Below are 17843 nucleotides of genomic sequence, written 5' to 3' on the forward strand. Positions count from 1 at the left end.
CGGTAGCTAAGTAAATGAATCAATATTTTGAGCTCTGCAGAAACGAGAAGATAGTAGCCCAAGCGTCAGCTTGAGGTGTAAGATTGGGAAATTATTACGCCGAACAGAGTACAACATTTAGATTTCTGATCTTCATAGAGGCGTAACCACTGCAAACATTATTCTTCACCTTATTTTTGACAAACGGTTTCAAACGGTTTCAAGTTCGGAAGTGATTTGAGGCTCGTGCTCTTCATCCGCTTCCAGCAGATACAGTAACAGCGTCATAGACCCTCTAACTTGATAATATTCTTTTGTTGAAATAACCAGAAATGAGACACCAAGAAAAATATATGATAATCCAATCCACAAAGGAGATCCGGGAACGAGCAGATTTGATTGATAAAGGACACCGATGGATACAAAACATAAAGCAACAGCAAACATAACACTGAACGATTTTTTACTACGCTTTAAAATAGCCCGGGCAAACTCCTCAAATTTGCCCTCATTAAGCAGCTTCTTATCCTTAAAAAGGAATTTTAATTTGAATCCATCTAATTCAGACTCAATAAAGCGGACTAATTTTGTTTTGTCCATCATAGCTTTCAGATTTTTATGTTTTCAGTTTAGATTCAAATTCCACGTTTTCCTTACTGCAACGATCAGAGATTGCTTTTTCGAGGTTTTTCATTTTATCTGAATGAATACGAATCATCCATGGAATCCCTAAACTATTCTTTAGTCCGGTCTTTGCATATTGAACTTCTATTTTGTTTTTATGAAGCTCTACATGTTTAAAGTTTTTCCAGGTGAATGAACTGTCCCAAACTGAAGTATTGGATTTAATCCCGGTATCATCGACAACAATCTCAGTGATTTTTGGTTTGTAAAACCCCAATAGATGGCCTGCACCGGTAAAAAGCGCCAATGCCCCCAGAAAAAAGCTGAGATACCAATCACTTTCCAATTGCCCTACAGCATAAAAGTATGCATGACCTCCAATTAAAACTGTACCTAAAAAAGCCATAAAAATTGAATACCACCACAAAAGGCTTACATTTTGCTTCACCCTAATTTCTGCCATAACACTCTATTTTTATTTCTTTTGGTAAATGATGTGATAAAATTTTCACTCTTTCCATTAGAATTGTGACACACACCTGAATCAAATAATCCCGCCACGTGTTTCTCTGATGAACTTTGTATCTTTTTGATTCTGACGAAATTTTGAGACCAAATTTATTCTATGGCCCGTAAAGAGTTTGAAATCCCCGCGATATTTAAATCGCCCATCATCCGGAAGGTAAAAGAGGCAAATAAAATTACCGACCCGCGCAAGAAAGACCTTGCCCCTACAGAACTGAATTTCGGTCCGGTTACCTTTCTGATTCCCCGCCATTTCGGTTTCTGCTACGGCGTGGAGAACGCCATTGACATCGCCTACCGGACGGTTGAGGAAAATCCCGATAAAAACATCTATCTGCTCAGCGAGATGATTCACAACCCTACGGTGAATGAAGATCTGCAAAAACGCGGTGTTAAATTTCTGTTTGATACGGACGGATCGGTTCGAATTCCGATTGAGGATCTCTCAGAAGATGATGTTGTGATTGTGCCCGCATTCGGAACCACGATTGAAATTGGTGAGAAGCTAAAGGCCAAGGGTATTGATCCCTATCAGTACAACACAACCTGCCCGTTTGTTGAGAAAGTTTGGAAACGGGGGAATCAGCTTGGAAAGAAGGGATACAGCCTGGTGGTACACGGAAAGCATCTCCACGAAGAAACACGCGCAACCTTTTCACACAGCGCCGATCATTCTCCAACCGTAGTTGTACTGAACCCGGAAGAGGCACAGATCCTGGCCGACATCATGACCGAAAAACGCCCGATCGAAGATTTTGAGAAATATTTTGGCCATAAGAGCACGGATGGGTTCAATCCGCTGAAAGATCTAGAGTTTTTTGGGGTGATCAATCAAACCACGATGCTCGCTACCGAAACTCAGCAGGTGATGGAGATTTTGAAAAAAGCTTCCAAAGAGAGATTTGGAGAAGAAAATGTGGCCAATCACTTTGCCGACACATCCGACACGCTCTGCTATGCTACCAACGAAAATCAGTCAGCCACCTACGCGCTGGCTGATGCCAAGCCGGACATTGCTATTGTTGTTGGCGGTTACAACTCATCCAATACCATGCACTTGGTGGAAATCCTGGAACATCACTGCCCAACCTATCATATTCGTGATGCCGAAGAGTTCGATTCATCGGAAAAAACCCACCACTTCAATCAGTGGGAAAAAGAGATGAAAGAGACAACAAATTGGCTTCCTAAAGATCAGGATAACTTAAAAATTGCACTCACTTCAGGTGCTTCCTGTCCGGATGTACTGGTAGATGAAGTGATGCTAAAGGTTCTATCTCTGTTTGATGATACAAAAGACGTGGAAGAGGTGATTCGACCTTTTGAAGAGAAGTTGATTACGGAAGGATGATCACCTTTTTTAAGACCCGCTCTTAATCCGGAATAATATTAAAGTAGGAGACACGCTGAGGCTGGAAGCTTCTTAGACGGACATCAAAATCATCCGTAATTTTTTCCACTTGTGGTATGATGTATCCCGTATTATCCTGTTCCATATCCTCATAATTTACAAACGCTGCAAATGGACGTACTCCCTGAACATCTGAATACTGATGAATAGGCACATCAAACCGAACAGTAATAGATGACGGATTGAATGAAACGGCTTTTCCGGATGGCAGATTTTGGGTTCTCACCGGTACCCTGACTTCAGCTTCTGTAAACTCTGCGACATCTGCACGGAACGTAATTCCCTGAACATCCAGCAAAACGTTGCCCTCGGGTTGTTTTAACTGTACTTCGCGCTCCAAACTTCTGGACACATTATTAAAAGAAACCTCTTCTGTTTCCCACTCTGAAATCTCTTCTAACCTCGATTCCGCACCGGTCAGAGTTACACTATCCGGACTGATCACCGGCTCACCTATTAATCCGTATTGATTTTGTAAACTCAGATCGAACCGGGGAACAATCGGGACTCTTTTTGTCGCTTTTTCTTCTGTTTCAATCGTGAGCATGATGGGTTCAACCTGCATCACGTTCAAATCTGCAAATGTACCCGACATATTACGGATCTGTTCAAAGAGATTAATTTGTCCGGACTCTGCACTTAAGTTCACCATCGGAGGATTGCTGTAGAGAGAAATCAATTTCCAGCCTTCTCCGGTTACATTTACCGTTGCATGATCCGGAACTTCACTGCGGAGGGCAAGGTTATCAGGCAGATTTACGAGCTCAATCGGCACCTCAACAGAGATATTGAAATCCCTGTTCATATTCACCACAAACCAAAGGCTAAGTGCAAAAACAAACGCGATACTGAATGCAATGACCTTCTCGCGGGCAAAGAAATTTTGCTCGTCCGGATCTTCAGCTTCTGCATCGTTTGATGAGAAGAATACCTTTAAACGGTCTGATAAGAAGTTCCATAAATTCATATGCTAAATATGCAGATTTAATTTAAGCTCGCACAACTATTTCTTTAACTACTTTTGAGCCCACTTTATCATTCAACCGCTTAACTATCGAAAACCGGTTAGCGTGAATTTCGTGTCTCCAAACATCACTTTCAACATTTACAAAAAGCTTATCCCCCTCAAACCTCAGATTTTTCGTAACACCATTAATTTTCTCTCCCACTACCTCGGGCCAGAAATGAAGCACCATACCTCTGCGAAGCTCCGTCTTTTGCGGAATTTTTTTCAAGAAACTCTTCAGCAAATGTTCTATCGATTCCGGTTTTTTGCCAAATGCCATAATCACTTAAAATTTTGTTGAAACATTACCATCCTGAACAGTAAACCATGCATTCTGTTCCACGCCTTCAAACTGGCTAACTGTAAATGGCCGGTCGGTTGCTGAAGTTATAAACGTTTGTCCGCTGTGTTTCGTCAGTGTTTCCGTAATCACATCAATTTTATGCTGATCTAAATTCCCAAAAACATCATCCAGCAGCATGATCGGCAAGTCATCCAGCTCGTCTGTGTAATAAAAGAGCTGTGCCATCTTTAGTGCCATCGAAAAAAGTCTGTGCTGACCCTGAGAACCATATTTACGAAGCTCCATATCATCCAGATAAAATACCACTTCATCACGGTGCGGGCCAATCAGTGTCTGTTCACGTTCAGCTTCTTTCTCAAAATTGTCTTCCAGCAGTTCGTGATACTTTTTCTGAATACTTTCTGCTGATGACAGGTCTTCACAGATCGTTTGATACTGCAGGGATGGCTCCAATTTCAATTCCGAAATAGTTCTGTACTGAAGGGCAAGGTACCTTTTAAACTGCTTGAGCACTTCAGAACGTTTATAAATGATAGAAGCCCCGATCTCTGTGAGCTGTTCATCCCAAGGCTCCAGGTAGGTTTGCAGCATCGAGAGAGAACCGCGAAACTCCTGAAGCAGTTTATTACGCTGCTTCCTGATTTTTCTGAATTTCAGTAAATCACGAAGATACCTTGGTGAAATCTGACTGATCAAAGAATCCAGAAATGATCGGCGTTCGGCAGGTCCGTCGCTGGTCAGTTTCTTATCCTCGGGACTCAGCACCACTACAGGAACCATCCCAATCAAATCTGAGAGGCGATCCAATGGGCTGTCGTTCACAAAAATCTTTTTGCCATCACCCTTTGAGTAACTGCAGCTCACTTTAAAGGATGAGCGAATTTCCCCTTCAAAATCTCCATCAATCATAAAATATTTTTCATCATGATGAGGCACATACATATCACTTGAGGCTACAAAACTACGGCTCATGCAGAGATAGTGAATAGCATCGATCAAGTTTGTTTTACCCGACCCGTTTTGACCGGTAATCAGGTTGATGTGCGGAGCAAACCGGACTTCTGTCTCAATATGATTTCTAAAATATCGTAGCTTGAGGCGATTTATTCGCATGTTCTTTTCTTCATGAATTTCATCAGCAGAACAAAATACATGAAATATTGTTCACTCTCAGAAAGATAAATCGAACCTTTCAATCACCGGCCATTTCATCGAGCGCACTATAAATCCCGTTTGTCCAGCCATAGCCATCCTGAAACGGATAATCGCCACCGCCATCTTCTTGATCGAGATCCAGAACGTTATATTTTTCAACCATTTTTCCGGTTTGCTGAAATACACGATCATTCAGCTCTCTCCATCGCCTGCTAATTTCGTTCGATAAGCTTTCAAAGCCATAATTTTTTAATCCAACAACTGCCATCCACTGCATTGGCGCCCAACCATACGGAGCGTCCCACTGCATACCTGATTCTTTTAAGGAGGAAACCAACCCACCTTTCTTCAGAAACTTTCTTTCAAGGTGCACTGCAACTTTTGCAGCCTGATCTTTTGTTGCCATACCAAAATAGAGTGGATAAAGAGCAGCAAGTGACCAGCTGTTTGTTTGTTCCTTCTTTTGAAAGTTATAGTCGAAGAAAAAGCCATCTGCATTACTCCACATCAACTCAAAAATCGATTTCTTTCGCTGATAAGCCTTTTTCTCAAATTCACGGGATTTTTCATCATTCCCCACTTTTGAGTTCCACTTGGAAATCTTTCGCTCTATAACCCAAAGTAAAGTATTAAGATCTACGGGCAGAATATCCGTGGTAACCAACGATCCCATACCATTTCCATTTTCGGTCCACCGACTGCTAAAATCCCAGCCCGATTCACTGGCTGCACGAATGTTTCTAAAAAACAGACTTTGATTGGACCCATTCAGATTTTTCCCGGCATCCAGATCACGACTCCAGGACTCTTGACGTGGAACGATGCGTTCCGACCAATATCGGTTCAAATTATGGTTGGAAACGACTATTTCATCATCCGGGCCTTGCCTCTTTTCAAATTCCAGTTGAACAGAACGACTCCCCTTTACATCAGAATTATCCATCCAAAAATCATACTCCTGTTCAGCGACTGGAAGCACTTCGGCGATCAAATCATCGCCATAAAGGTTGATCGCCATATCAGCTAACGGGACATAGAACGGCGGCTGTGAGCGATCAGTCAAATAAACTCTGTTCCCTGCCGGGATATAACCGAACTTTTTAATGAGATGATTAAAATTTCGCACCATGTTCAGGATCATGTGTTCATGCCCGTCGGCACGTAATCCCTGAGCTATGAAGAAACTGTCCCAATAGTACACTTCCCTGAAGCTGCCACCGGAAACCACATATGGATGCGGCAGCGGTATAAGTGAATCAAACTCCGATACCGCTTTATCGGGCTTTCTGAAAAGTTCACTCCAAAGGAACTGAATATGCTCTTTTGTAACTTTTTTCCGCTTAATGTCCAATACCTGATGAAACTCTTCCGGTTGTTCAAAATATGTCAGGATAAAAGTTTTCAGGTCAAAAATGGGTTCATCCTTGAGCTTTTCCCATAATCGTAAAATTCGTTCCGGATCATCTTTAGGAATCATATCCACAAATTGCTTACAATCAGAAAAAATGCCTTTCTTCTGTACAGCCTCAAATAGCTCGCCTGCAAGTTGTATGCGTTTAATCTGTGGATCCATTATTAAAGTTCGATTCAAATTACCGTCCGTTTTAAGCCCTCGTACTGTTTCAGCACTTTGTAAATGATATCTGTTGCAAGTTCGACGTTAGCCCTGTCTTAAATGCAAAAAGAGTTTTTAAATTGAAGCCCAAGTATTTGGGAGAACACACATTCTGAAAATGTACTGTACAGAATCGGTTTTTTAAAAGCTGATTTTGAGATTAGCAGATTTTAATCAGCCTCAGTGTTGAATAAAAAGATGGGGAATAAAAAAAAGGGACAGTTAACCTGTCCCTTTATAAAATTAATCAACTCACAAAAAGTGGTTTAAAGCCCAAAAACATCTCTACCTAAAAAGATTGCACTTTCACCCAACTCCTCTTCGATACGGAATAGTTGATTATACTTTGCAATACGATCCGTACGGCTCATTGAACCGGTCTTAATCTGTCCGGCATTGGTGGCTACTGCGATATCAGCAATCGTTGTATCCTCCGTTTCACCCGATCTGTGAGAAATCACCGCCGTATATCCGTTTTTATGAGCCATTTCAATGGCATCCAGAGTTTCGGTTAATGTCCCGATCTGGTTCACTTTAATGAGAATAGAATTTGCAACTCCTTGTTTAATGCCTTTTGCCAGTCTTTCGGTATTTGTAACAAACAGGTCATCGCCCACAAGCTGAACCTTGTCTCCTAAAGCGTCCGTCATGGTTTTCCAGCCGTCCCAATCATCTTCATACATTCCATCTTCGATAGAGATGATCGGATATTTTTCCACCCAGTCGGCCCAGTATTCAACCATTGCATCGGCATCACGAGTTGAACCGTCGCTCCACTTAAATTCATAGAGTCCTGTTTCTGTATTATAAAACTCAGAAGATGCAGGGTCTAATGCGATCAATACATCATCGCCCGGAGTATATCCCGCTTTTTCAATGGCTGTAAGGATTACCTCAACAGCTTCCTCATTCGATTTCAGATTCGGTGCGAATCCACCTTCGTCGCCTACGGAAGTATTATATCCTTTCGAAGAAAGAACCTTTTTCAGGTTATGAAAGATCTCTGCTCCCATCTGAACAGCCTTGCTGTAAGAATCTGCCCCGGATGGCATAATCATAAATTCCTGAGGGTCCACATTGTTGTCTGCGTGTGATCCGCCGTTAATAATATTCATCATAGGGAGAGGAAGTACTTTCGAGTTCACTCCTCCCAAATATCTCCAAAGCGGAAGCCCGGTAACTTCTGCAGCTGCTTTTGCCACAGCCATCGATACGCCCAAAATAGCATTTGCACCCAGGTTCGACTTATTCGGTGTACCGTCAAGCTGAATCATGAGTTGATCAATTTCGGTTTGTAAGTAAACCGGGTATCCAATCAGCTCATCAGCAATCTCGTCGTTTACATTTTCAACGGCCTGCATTACACTCTTTCCTAAAAAGTATTTTTCATCTCCGTCACGCAGTTCTACAGCTTCGTGTTCACCTGTTGAAGCTCCTGACGGAACTGCTGCTCTTCCCATTATTCCACTCGACAATACCACATCAACCTCAACAGTTGGGTTGCCACGTGAATCTAAAATTTGTCTTGCGTGGATATCTTCAATTAAACTCATAATCGATTTTTTCGGTTAGTTTATATGTATGTTTAAGTTAATGCTAAATCTATTCATCTAGAAATATAACGATGAAACCTATTCTTCTGTTCGATATAGACGGCACACTTCTTCATGTGAGAAAAAAATTCCTACATGAAGTTATACATCAAATATTAAAGGAGTTTAAACTCACTTCAGTTTCTTTAAAAAATCGATCTTTTGCAGGGCGAACAGATCGGGATATATTTTCTGAGCTTATTTTGGAGCACTCTCAAACCGATGATCTTTATGATTCCATCTCTTCCAGATATATCTCTTTAATGACTGAGAACTTATCAGCTACTGACGTTGAAGCAATAGATGGTATTTTTGGCATGATTGAATTTGCCCAAAAACACGACCTGCATATTGGACTTTGTACGGGGAACTACAGAGAAGTGGCACAAGCCAAGGTGGAAGCTATTGGTTTGGAAGGAACGTTTTTGTTTGGAGGGTACGGTTGTAATCATCACGATAGAATTCATTTGCCAAAACTGGCAAAACTTGAATATCAGGATGTTTTTAAAAGAACTGCCCGCGCTGAAGATTTTATTATCATCGGCGATACCCCTAACGATATTCGTTGCGCACGACATTTTGGTGCCCGGGTCATCGCAGTTACAACCGGGAGTTTTAGTTTTGATCAGTTAACAGATCACAAACCTGACTTAATCCTCGATTCTTTGGAAGAACCTGACAAGTGGATGCCCAAATTTACCACAACCAACCAAAAGTGAAAGTAATTTGCGGTGTGCCAAAGAATTTTTGCGGTTCAAAAAATTCTTCTACAACCAGCTGACCATTTTCCCAAACATACGGGCTTTGGTTTGGACCGGTTCTCTCTTGAATAACCGGTTGGTTGGGCTGCATCATTTGAATGCCATCCGCGAAATAGTAGAAGTAGTAACCAAACTCAATACTGTTCAGGCGGGAGAAATTACTGCCAATATCTACACCAATTTTCAACTCTCCGGCAGCACCCCAGTGCCAGTCACCGTCTCCCATTCCGGAAAATACATCATTTACCCGCTCGGGCTGGGCAAATCGTACAAACAGCTCTCCGTTATCTTCAAAAAATTGATATTCGTTTCCTGTTTCGCGATAACCATTCCCATTACTGTCATCAAAATAGGGATAGGTAAATGCGGCAACCGGTCCTGCTGAGGCACTTACAAAAAAGCGGTAATTTTCCTGAATAATATCCGGGAATATCCTCTGTCTGAATCCGGCCATTAGTGGAAATGCCAATCCTCTTTGAAATTTATTGGGTACAATTTGTTGCCCAAAAAAGAAATCAGTAAACGTTTGTTCGCTTTCATCACGCAGCCCGGTAAAACCCAATTTGAATATAATTTCAGATTGGGGAGCAACAACTTTCCGATATTCGCCACCCAGTCCAAATCCAAAATTGTTCATGTTGACACTTATTCCAAACCCGGAACTATACTCATCCGAGAGAGTTATAAGGTCTCTGGGTACTTCTACAACTTCAGGTTCTTGAATTTGAGCTTTTGCTTCGGGGAGTAAAAATAGTGTTAAAATGAGTGATAGAAAGCCGGTTTGCAGTAAATAGTATCGTTTGTTCATATCAAGGATAATTCTGAATAAGTTTATTGCGTAACGCTTTTAACATCAAATCCATTGCATTCAACAATAAGCCAAGGTCAATAATTTTATTGAAAGATGCTTCTTTTATAAAACCGTATTTGATTATTGTTGTATTTAGGCTTTTATTCAGGCAGAAATTTCTCTTTTTCATACGATAATTCAACCAGCTAGGTGATTATGAGTACAGTCACAAAATACTTGGTCTACGGTCCAAACAAGACTCTTAGAAGGATACCCTCTAAACTTTTCGAAGCTTTAGAACCGAAGTATCTATACAAATACAACTCTTCAGCTAATAATGATGAAATTTATGTAGCTGTTTATGAGCAATATGAAAAACAGATCAACGCCACCATTACGCTCACTGCCATCCTGGAATGCAACGACGACCATACGCGAGTTGAGCTTAAAAAGTCTGGCGGGCGAATGGGATTTCGTGGCAGCTCACTATCTGAGGAGAAGAGTGCAGAATCTGACGTCATAGACTTCATCATGGATTTCTCTAAACGATTTGGACTTTCATTGCAAGAAGAGGTGGCATCTCCGGCTTCCGAAGAGGAAGAAGATTAACCCTTCATGAGCAGTAATTCCGAAAAAGTCTGGACGGTCCTTTCAATGCTGGAGTGGGCCACGGACTATTTTGAAGAAAAAAAGATTCAGAACCCAAGACTTAGTGTTGAATGGCTGCTGGCCCATGTCCTTGAAATCAACCGCCTGGACCTTTACTTAAATTTTGATCGTCCACTCTCACCTTCCGAACTTGATCAACTTCGGCCATTGGTAAAACGCAGAGGCTCGCATGAACCTCTACAGTACATCACAGGAAGTACAGATTTTTTAAACTGTACCATTCAAGTGAATCAACATGTTCTGATTCCCAGAACAGAAACAGAACAGTTGGTCGAAATCATCCTGAATCGATTTCCTAAAAACAGAAACCTATCTCTACTGGATATTGGTACGGGAAGCGGTTGTATTCCCATTGCCATTAAAAAGGCTCGTCCTGAGTGGAGCTGTACAGGCGTGGATATTTCATCCGAAGCTTTAGAAGTTGCCAATAGTAATGCAGAGTTCAATCAGGTGGATGTTGAATTTCTGCGGGCCGATTTAAACTCAATATCCGGTGAACCCACATTCACCAATCAACATTGGGATATCGTCGTTTCTAATCCTCCATATATCACCCATCCCGAAAAAGAGGAGATCGACCCACAGGTTCTTGAATTTGAGCCGGAACTTGCCCTTTTTCACAACTCTCCCCTTCATCTCTATAAAAAAATAAGTGAATTTTCTGCCAAAGCCGGGGCAACACTTTTTTTAGAGTGTAACAATAAGTTTGCTGCGGACATCAAAGACACTACACTCTCATTTTATGAAAGCGCAGAGCTTCTTCAAGACTATGATGAAAATGAACGCTTTGTAGTAGCCATAAATCCACGTAACTGACACTCACTCAAACGGTTTTTCCACTCTTTTCAACTATTTCCACTGCAAGCCACTTATAGATCGCACACAATGTGGATAACTTGTGGAAAAGTTTTTTATTCGGGTTAATCAAAGTTTCCTTTATACTAAATTTGCGTTATGCAATTGTTAAGCGGTGTCAAGCGGAATTTGGTAATTTGTTTAAAAAATACTTAATTGTTTGGCATTCAGTAATTTATGGTATTTATAAGAATGTGGATAACTTTGGGAAAACCGTGTAAGATTTTTTTGATTTCAGGGTAATAAATTCACATTTTCCTTTCAGCTATTACAGCAGTCTCTCTTCTCTTTGTGGATAACTGCTCACTATTAAAAAATTTTAAGGTACCCGGAGGTTGTTAACGTTGGATACACTTACCGCAGAAAGTGCTTGGAGTGAATGTTTAGAAATTATTCAGGATAATATTAGTTACCAGAAGTACAAATCCTGGTTTGAACCGATCAATCCTGTTAAGCTTGAAAATGACACTCTAACCATACAAGTACCCAGTCAATTTTGGTATGAATGGCTGGAAGAGCACTATTATAATATGTTGCGGTCTACTATCGCAAAGGTTCTCGGAAGAGAGGGTAAATTGGAATACTCCGTTCTGGTTGAAAAATCTGACCGGATGGAAGACAATCGATCAGTTATGCTTCCGCAGCGCCCAAGTCCTCCAAATAATCCTCAACAGGTTAATACATTTTCAGATTATCACCCAGGCAAAATTGAAAACCCGTTTGTAATACCGGGCATCAAGAAAGCAAATATCGAGTCGAACCTGAACAGCAACTACGTTTTTGAACGATATATTGAAGGGGACTGCAACCGACTGGCTCGATCTGCGGCCATGGCAATTTCTGAAAATCCGGGGAAAAATTCATTCAACCCATTGTTTGTTTATGGTGGCACCGGCCTGGGAAAAACTCATCTGATTCAAAGTATTGGCAATAAGATCAAGCAGGATTTTGGAGACGATTTTGCCGTGATGTACGTCTCATCAGAAACGTTCACAAACGAATTTGTTCAGGCAATCCGAAACAATCGCGCCAGTGAATTCACTACATTTTACCGGAATATTGATGTTTTAATTGTAGATGACATTCAATTTTTTAGCGGTAAAGAGAAAACACAGGAAGAGTTTTTTCACATCTTCAACGCACTCCATCAGGATGGAAAACAGATTATTTTAAGTAGTGATCGTGCTCCAAAAGATATTCCAGACATTGAAGATCGCCTGATTTCCCGGTTTAGCTGGGGGTTAAGTGCAGACCTTCAAATACCTGAATATGAAACCCGGTTTGCGATTCTGGAACGTAAAGCCAATGACAATGGGATCACTCTCGATCCAAATATTCTGGAATTTATCGCTCACAACTTTAAATCGAATGTCAGGGATCTCGAAGGTGCCATAATAAAACTTCTGGCAACGGCCTCCCTCAAACATGTTGATGAGATCGACCTCACGCTGGCAAAGAATGTTCTCAAAGACATGGTGAAGAGTTCACACACTCAGATCTCTATTGAATCCATTCAAAATTATGTGTGCGAACATTTTGGAATAGACACCAACAAGGTTCGTGAAAAAACCCGTAAACAGGAAATTGTTGAGGCGCGACAAATCGCAATGTTTCTTTCCAAGAAATACACCAAATCGAGCCTTAAAACGATCGGACTGCAATTTGGCGGACGTGACCATTCAACGGTTATTCACGCGATCTCTACGGTAGAGGAGAGGCTCTCCACAAGCCCGAAGCACAAGCGTATCATCAGCGAACTTGAACAAAAGATTGAAGTTGCCAGCCTTTGATATTACTGCTCCCGCCGTTTTTCACCACTTGATTTCCTACAGTTTTTATGCAAAAATCTTCAGCCACCCAAGATGTTATTACAATAAAGTCGATTCAATTTCATGGAAAGCACGGGCATGCAGAGATTGAGAGGGTAAAAGGAAATCAGTTTGAAGTAGACGTCACGGCCAAAGGGTATTTCAAAAATTCTATCAAAAACGAAGAACTCCACAAAACCTTCGATTACTCCCTTGCAGAAAAGACAGCTGCAAAAGTCATTCATGGTCCTTCCAAAAAACTGATTGAGACACTCTGTTACGAGATCGGGGAAGAGCTTTTCAGTAAAACTGAATTCGTTACTGAGTTAAACGTTACCGTTCGGAAATTGAATCCGCCAATCGATACACCGGCAGAGTACGCTCAAATCACAATGACATGGAAACGGTAATCATTGCTGTAGGTGCAAACCTGGGAGACCGCCTACAAAGTTTCAAATCTGCTTCAACATTTTTAGAATCGATCTCTGGCACACCCGTTGAAAAAGCCTCCATCTGGGAGTCGGAACCGGTTGGTCCGGCTAAATACCCTTTTTTTAACAGTGCAGTAAAGATAACTACAGATTTTGCACCCAAAGTGCTCTTGAAAAAATTGAAGGCCTTCGAGAAAGAGGCCGGACGAACGCAGACAGAGAGGTGGGGACCCAGAGTCCTGGATTTGGACATCATTCGGTATGGAAACTTGGTGATTGATGATGATACCCTTATTATTCCACATCCGGAATATCAAAAGCGCCTTTTTGTTCTTTTACCCATGATCGAAATTGATCCGGATTGGGTTGACCCGCAAAGTGGCATCCCAATTCAACAATTGGCTCATAAGGCGCCCCGAATGGAGATTGAAAAAACCGACATCAGCTGGTAACTACGACAAGGATTTAGCAAACAAAATGCCCAACCAATTTGACTTTATCGCCATTGAAGGCGTTATAGGAGCCGGTAAAACATCGTTAGCGAAACTAATTGCCGAAAGCAGCAATGCCCGTTTGGTGCTGGAAGAGTTTGAAGAGAATCCATTTCTTCCTCAGTTTTACGAAAATCGAGAGCGCTATGCTTTTCAGACACAACTCTCATTTTTAGCCAGCAGATTTAAACAGCAGCAACGAATGCTTAGCCGCGATCTTTTTGATGGCGGTATAGTTTCGGACTATATGTTCGAGAAAGATCGGATTTTTGCCCGGCTAAATCTCGGTGAAGATGAGATGAATCTCTATGATAACATCTACAATATTATGACAGGGATTTCTGCCAAGCCGGATCTTGTTATCTACCTGCAGAGTAATGTAGATCGGTTGATGGAAAATATTGAGCAGCGTGGACGGGATTATGAAAGACATATCACACCCGATTATTTACAAGAGCTAAGTAATGCCTATAATCAGTTTTTTTACCACTACAATAAAGCACCGCTGATGATCATTAACTCTTCAGAGATTGATTTTGTAAACAATCCCAATCATCTGTCGTATATTGAAGAACAGATTTTTATACAACCAATTCGAAGCAACACACACATTCATATTATACCTGACTAATTAATGCTTATCCGCTGGTTACTTATAGCCCTTTTTATCTATCTGGTTATTAAATTAATTAAGGGGCCTAAATCAAAAAATAAACGAAAATCACCTTTTCCGTTTGATGGTTTTCAACAAGGGTCGACAAAGCAACGAAAACGGCCCAATTTAGATCAGATTGAAGAAGCGGAATTTGAAGATATAACCGAAAAAGAGAAAAAGACTGATAATTCATGAGTTTCGAAGAAAAACATAAACAAGGATACGAGCTTTTACACGAAAGAGATCTTGATAAAAGCCTCGATACCGCCAGGCAACTTCAGAGAATGAATCCTGACGCACCGGAAGGATTTACTCTGGAAGGGGAAGTAATGCAGAAGCTGAATCAATGGGACTCGAGTATCAAATCATTTACTGAAGCCATTGAAAAAGACGACGATAATGGCCGGCTCTATAACTTAAGAGGCTACTCTTACCTGAATGATGACGATGCTGAAAAAGCACGCGAAGATTTTGAACGGGCTATTGAGCTTGAAGATATACCTGCTGCACATAGAAATATGGTTCTGTACAAGGTAATGGCAGGTAAAGGAAATGAAGCCATCACCTACCTTCTCGACAGAATCCGGACAGATCCGCGCGATGTAGAAAACTGGATTCTAATGGGCGACCTTATGAAAAAAGGCGGTCATGATGAAAAGGCAAAAACCTATTACGAACAGGTTCTGAAAATGGACCCTGAAAACGAATATGTAAAAAGCCTGTTGGAAGAGTAAACACGAGTATCAGTACCTTCCTGCAATTGTATTGACAGGAGACGTGAATTTAAATATCTAACTGAAAATGTTTATACAATGAGTACAGATAAAGCCAAAATCTTTTACACCATTACTGATGAAGGTCCATTCCTTGCCACACATTCCTTTTTGCCTATAGTAGAAGCCTTCACCAAGGCGGCCGGGGTTAATGTTGAAACCAAAGACATTTCACTTGCAGGACGAATTCTGGCAAACTTTCCCGATTACTTAAGTGAAGATCAAAAGGTACCGGATGATTTAGCTGAACTGGGCGAATTGGCCAAAAAGCCGGAAGCGAATATCATCAAGCTTCCCAATATCAGTGCTTCTGTACCACAGCTGGTTGCAGCTATTAAGGAACTGCAGGAAAAAGGATATAACCTCCCGGACTATCCCGAAGAGCCTAAAAATGAGGACGAAAAGAAAATCCAGGAGCGTTACAACGCCGTTAAAGGAAGTGCTGTAAATCCGGTTTTACGTGAAGGAAATTCAGACCGAAGAGCCCCTAAACCGGTGAAAGAGTATGCGAGGAAAAATCCACACTCCATGGGAGAGTGGGATTCAGATTCGAAAACTCACGTTTCTACAATGAGTGATCACGACTTTGCTCATTCAGAAAAATCTGTAACTGTAAATAGTGCGGATGATGTGCGCATTGAATTTGTAAATGAGAAGGGCGATGTGCAGGTTTTAAAAGAGAGCACACCTCTTATTCCCGGCGAAGTGATCGATGCGGGAGCACTAAGTAAAAATGCTTTAATCGAATTTCTGGAAGAGCAAGTTCAGGACGCCAAAGAAAAAGGTGTTCTCTTTTCTTTGCACATGAAAGCCACCATGATGAAGGTATCAGACCCTATCATTTTCGGTCATGCGGTCAGAGTTTATTTTAAAGATGTATTTGATAAACATGGAGAAACTCTTAAAGATCTTGGAGTAGATCCAAATAACGGTTTTGGTGATCTTGAATCCAAGATTAAGGACCTGCCCGAGGAGAAACAGACCGAGATCAAAGCTGATATTCAAAAATGCTACGAGAAAGGCCCCGATCTGGCCATGGTAAATTCTCACAAAGGAATTACTAACCTGCATGTTCCCAGCGATGTGATTATTGACGCTTCAATGCCCGCAATGATTCGCACCTCAGGTAAAATGTGGAATAAAAATGATGAAACACAGGACACAAAAGCTGTCATCCCGGAAAGCAGCTATGCAGGTATCTACCAGGAAGTGATTGATTTCTGCAAAGAACATGGAGCATTCGATCCTACCACAATGGGAAGTGTGCCAAATGTAGGCTTGATGGCCAAAAAAGCTGAAGAGTACGGCTCACACGACAAAACTTTCGAAATCCCGGGTAGTGGAAAAGTTCGGGTAGTAAACAAGGGTGGCGATACTCTTCTGGAGCATGATGTTGCAGAAGGCGACATCTGGAGAATGTGCCAAACGAAAGATGCCCCTATTAAGGATTGGGTTGGACTAGCCGTCCGAAGAGCTCGTGAAACAGGAGATCCTGCAATATTCTGGCTTGATGAAGAGCGTGCACACGATGCTGAACTCATTAACAAAGTGAATCAGTATCTTCCCGATTTTGACACGACCGGTTTGGACATTCAGATCATGTCTCCGGTTAAAGCAATGAGATATACCCTGGAGCGAACCAAAGCTGGCAAAGATACAATCTCTGTTACCGGAAATGTGCTGCGCGACTACCTTACCGACCTTTTTCCGATCCTTGAAGTTGGAACAAGTGCCAAAATGTTATCGATTGTACCCTTAATGAATGGCGGCGGACTTTTTGAAACAGGTGCCGGCGGATCTGCCCCAAAACACATTCAGCAATTTTTGGATGAGGGGCACCTGCGATGGGATTCTCTCGGTGAATTTTTGGCCTTAGCCGTCTCATTGGAGCACCTAAGCAAAACGTTTGACAACGACCGTGCACTTATCCTTTCTGAAGCACTGGATGAAGCAAATACCCAGTATCTGCAAAATGATAAATCCCCATCAAGGAAAGTAAATGAACACGATAATCGAGGCAGTCATTTTTATCTTGCAATGTATTGGGCTCGTGCATTAGCTAAGCAATCCAAAGACAAGGAACTTGCTGAGCTATTCGGTGCAGTAGCCAAAAAACTGGAATCCAATGAGGAGAAGATCAATAAAGAGTTGATTGACGCTCAGGGACAACCTGAGAATATTGAGGGATACTATTGGCCAAATCGCGAATTGGTGTTCGACAGAATGCGGCCAAGCAGTACATTAAACTCTATTATCGAGTCCGTTTAATTCTCAAATCGGTTAACAGTTTAAAAAACCCGAATCTCTTGGTTCGGGTTTTTTTATTTAGTTCTATGATTTCGCTTTTCTATTCTATATAAAAACCTGTGAATTTTATGAATACATAAATTTACTGGACC

General features: G+C 41.5%; 18 protein-coding genes. 10 read left to right on the plus strand and 8 right to left on the minus strand.

All coding sequences use genetic code 11. The annotated features are described in order from the left end of the window. Positions 1–189: 189 nt before the first annotated feature. The gene (locus CWD77_RS14055) at positions 190–582 is read right to left on the minus strand and encodes a hypothetical protein (protein WP_101074219.1); all 393 of its coding nucleotides are present in this window, start codon (positions 580–582) and stop codon (positions 190–192) included. Positions 583–595: 13 nt separating this feature from the next. Further along, complete coding sequence (locus CWD77_RS14060; protein WP_101074220.1) at positions 596–1066, minus strand: hypothetical protein; 471 nt, start codon at positions 1064–1066, stop codon at positions 596–598. Between the two features lie 162 nt (positions 1067–1228). On the opposite strand from CWD77_RS14060, the gene CWD77_RS14065 reads away from it, so the two are divergent. Continuing rightward, a complete protein-coding gene (locus tag CWD77_RS14065; protein WP_101074221.1) occupies positions 1229–2479 on the plus strand; it encodes a 4-hydroxy-3-methylbut-2-enyl diphosphate reductase in 1251 nt (416 codons plus the stop codon). A 22-nt stretch (positions 2480–2501) separates the two neighbouring features. Here CWD77_RS14065 and CWD77_RS14070 read toward each other — a convergent pair whose 3' ends face one another. The 5 genes from CWD77_RS14070 to eno all read right to left on the minus strand — a co-directional run bounded on the left by CWD77_RS14070 (position 2502) and on the right by eno (position 8172). Continuing rightward, positions 2502–3506, minus strand: coding sequence for a CdaR family protein (locus CWD77_RS14070; protein WP_101074222.1), 1005 nt, complete (start codon positions 3504–3506; stop codon positions 2502–2504). A 22-nt stretch (positions 3507–3528) separates the two neighbouring features. Continuing rightward, positions 3529–3825 (minus strand): DciA family protein, encoded by a 297-nt coding sequence (locus tag CWD77_RS14075; protein WP_101074223.1) that lies wholly within the window; start codon positions 3823–3825, stop codon positions 3529–3531. Positions 3826–3831: 6 nt separating this feature from the next. Beyond that, a complete protein-coding gene (gene recF / locus CWD77_RS14080) occupies positions 3832–4962 on the minus strand; it encodes a DNA replication/repair protein RecF (protein ID WP_101074224.1) in 1131 nt (376 codons plus the stop codon). Between the two features lie 79 nt (positions 4963–5041). Then, positions 5042–6577, minus strand: a complete 1536-nt coding sequence (locus CWD77_RS14085; RefSeq protein ID WP_101074225.1) for a trehalase family glycosidase — start codon at positions 6575–6577, stop codon at positions 5042–5044. A gap of 308 nt (positions 6578–6885) precedes the next feature. Next, a complete protein-coding gene (gene eno / locus CWD77_RS14090; protein ID WP_101074226.1) occupies positions 6886–8172 on the minus strand; it encodes a phosphopyruvate hydratase in 1287 nt (428 codons plus the stop codon). Positions 8173–8243: 71 nt separating this feature from the next. Between eno and CWD77_RS14095 the strand changes: the two genes are divergently transcribed. Continuing rightward, on the plus strand, positions 8244–8930 hold the full coding sequence (locus tag CWD77_RS14095) for an HAD family hydrolase (protein WP_101074227.1): 687 nt from the start codon (positions 8244–8246) through the stop codon (positions 8928–8930). Here CWD77_RS14095 and CWD77_RS14100 read toward each other — a convergent pair. Beyond that, entirely contained in the window at positions 8908–9780 is an 873-nt protein-coding gene (locus tag CWD77_RS14100; protein WP_101074228.1) for a hypothetical protein, read from the minus strand. The genes CWD77_RS14095 and CWD77_RS14100 overlap by 23 nt on opposite strands. A gap of 198 nt (positions 9781–9978) precedes the next feature. Here CWD77_RS14100 and CWD77_RS14105 point away from each other — a divergent pair, with 198 nt between their 5' ends. The 8 genes from CWD77_RS14105 (at position 9979) to CWD77_RS14145 (ending at position 17712) form a co-directional block, all read left to right on the plus strand. Continuing rightward, the gene (locus CWD77_RS14105; RefSeq protein WP_101074229.1) at positions 9979–10371 is read left to right on the plus strand and encodes a hypothetical protein; all 393 of its coding nucleotides are present in this window, start codon (positions 9979–9981) and stop codon (positions 10369–10371) included. Positions 10372–10377: 6 nt separating this feature from the next. Then, positions 10378–11247 carry a peptide chain release factor N(5)-glutamine methyltransferase gene (prmC, locus tag CWD77_RS14110; protein ID WP_101074230.1) on the plus strand — a complete coding sequence of 290 codons (870 nt, stop codon included), beginning with the start codon at positions 10378–10380 and terminating at the stop codon, positions 11245–11247. 383 nt (positions 11248–11630) lie between these two features. Then, positions 11631–13076 (plus strand): chromosomal replication initiator protein DnaA, encoded by a 1446-nt coding sequence (dnaA, locus tag CWD77_RS14115; RefSeq protein WP_101074231.1) that lies wholly within the window; start codon positions 11631–11633, stop codon positions 13074–13076. 47 nt (positions 13077–13123) lie between these two features. Further along, entirely contained in the window at positions 13124–13504 is a 381-nt protein-coding gene (folB, locus tag CWD77_RS14120) for a dihydroneopterin aldolase (protein WP_101074232.1), read from the plus strand. Continuing rightward, positions 13492–13977: a 2-amino-4-hydroxy-6-hydroxymethyldihydropteridine diphosphokinase gene (gene folK / locus CWD77_RS14125; RefSeq protein WP_101074233.1), complete on the plus strand. Its 486-nt coding sequence runs from the start codon at positions 13492–13494 to the stop codon at positions 13975–13977. Before folB ends, folK begins: the two co-directional genes overlap by 13 nt. Before the next feature lie 25 nt (positions 13978–14002). After that, entirely contained in the window at positions 14003–14647 is a 645-nt protein-coding gene (locus tag CWD77_RS14130; RefSeq protein ID WP_101074447.1) for a deoxynucleoside kinase, read from the plus strand. Positions 14648–14862: 215 nt separating this feature from the next. Next, a complete protein-coding gene (locus CWD77_RS14140; protein ID WP_101074235.1) occupies positions 14863–15405 on the plus strand; it encodes a tetratricopeptide repeat protein in 543 nt (180 codons plus the stop codon). A 78-nt stretch (positions 15406–15483) separates the two neighbouring features. After that, a complete protein-coding gene (locus CWD77_RS14145) occupies positions 15484–17712 on the plus strand; it encodes an NADP-dependent isocitrate dehydrogenase (protein ID WP_101074236.1) in 2229 nt (742 codons plus the stop codon). Positions 17713–17843: the final 131 nt, after the last annotated feature.

Source organism: Rhodohalobacter barkolensis (assembly GCF_002834295.1).
Classification (GTDB): Bacteria; Bacteroidota; Rhodothermia; order Balneolales; family Balneolaceae; genus Rhodohalobacter; species Rhodohalobacter barkolensis.

What these genes read in the sequence shown, in the direction of transcription:
- CWD77_RS14140 (WP_101074235.1), top strand. Translation starts at nt 14,863, where the DNA reads ATGAGTTTCGAAGAAAAACATAAACAAGGATACGAGCTTTTACACGAA.
- CWD77_RS14105 (WP_101074229.1), top strand. Translation starts at nt 9,979, where the DNA reads ATGAGTACAGTCACAAAATACTTGGTCTACGGTCCAAACAAGACTCTT.
- CWD77_RS14065 (WP_101074221.1), top strand. Translation starts at nt 1,229, where the DNA reads ATGGCCCGTAAAGAGTTTGAAATCCCCGCGATATTTAAATCGCCCATC.
- prmC (WP_101074230.1), top strand. Translation starts at nt 10,378, where the DNA reads ATGAGCAGTAATTCCGAAAAAGTCTGGACGGTCCTTTCAATGCTGGAG.
- CWD77_RS14145 (WP_101074236.1), top strand. Translation starts at nt 15,484, where the DNA reads ATGAGTACAGATAAAGCCAAAATCTTTTACACCATTACTGATGAAGGT.
- folB (WP_101074232.1), top strand. Translation starts at nt 13,124, where the DNA reads ATGCAAAAATCTTCAGCCACCCAAGATGTTATTACAATAAAGTCGATT.
- CWD77_RS14085 (WP_101074225.1), bottom strand. Translation starts at nt 6,577, where the DNA reads ATGGATCCACAGATTAAACGCATACAACTTGCAGGCGAGCTATTTGAG.
- CWD77_RS14060 (WP_101074220.1), bottom strand. Translation starts at nt 1,066, where the DNA reads ATGGCAGAAATTAGGGTGAAGCAAAATGTAAGCCTTTTGTGGTGGTAT.
- folK (WP_101074233.1), top strand. Translation starts at nt 13,492, where the DNA reads ATGGAAACGGTAATCATTGCTGTAGGTGCAAACCTGGGAGACCGCCTA.
- CWD77_RS14070 (WP_101074222.1), bottom strand. Translation starts at nt 3,506, where the DNA reads ATGAATTTATGGAACTTCTTATCAGACCGTTTAAAGGTATTCTTCTCA.
- eno (WP_101074226.1), bottom strand. Translation starts at nt 8,172, where the DNA reads ATGAGTTTAATTGAAGATATCCACGCAAGACAAATTTTAGATTCACGT.
- recF (WP_101074224.1), bottom strand. Translation starts at nt 4,962, where the DNA reads ATGCGAATAAATCGCCTCAAGCTACGATATTTTAGAAATCATATTGAG.
- CWD77_RS14075 (WP_101074223.1), bottom strand. Translation starts at nt 3,825, where the DNA reads ATGGCATTTGGCAAAAAACCGGAATCGATAGAACATTTGCTGAAGAGT.
- CWD77_RS14095 (WP_101074227.1), top strand. Translation starts at nt 8,244, where the DNA reads ATGAAACCTATTCTTCTGTTCGATATAGACGGCACACTTCTTCATGTG.
- CWD77_RS14100 (WP_101074228.1), bottom strand. Translation starts at nt 9,780, where the DNA reads ATGAACAAACGATACTATTTACTGCAAACCGGCTTTCTATCACTCATT.
- CWD77_RS14055 (WP_101074219.1), bottom strand. Translation starts at nt 582, where the DNA reads ATGATGGACAAAACAAAATTAGTCCGCTTTATTGAGTCTGAATTAGAT.
- CWD77_RS14130 (WP_101074447.1), top strand. Translation starts at nt 14,003, where the DNA reads ATGCCCAACCAATTTGACTTTATCGCCATTGAAGGCGTTATAGGAGCC.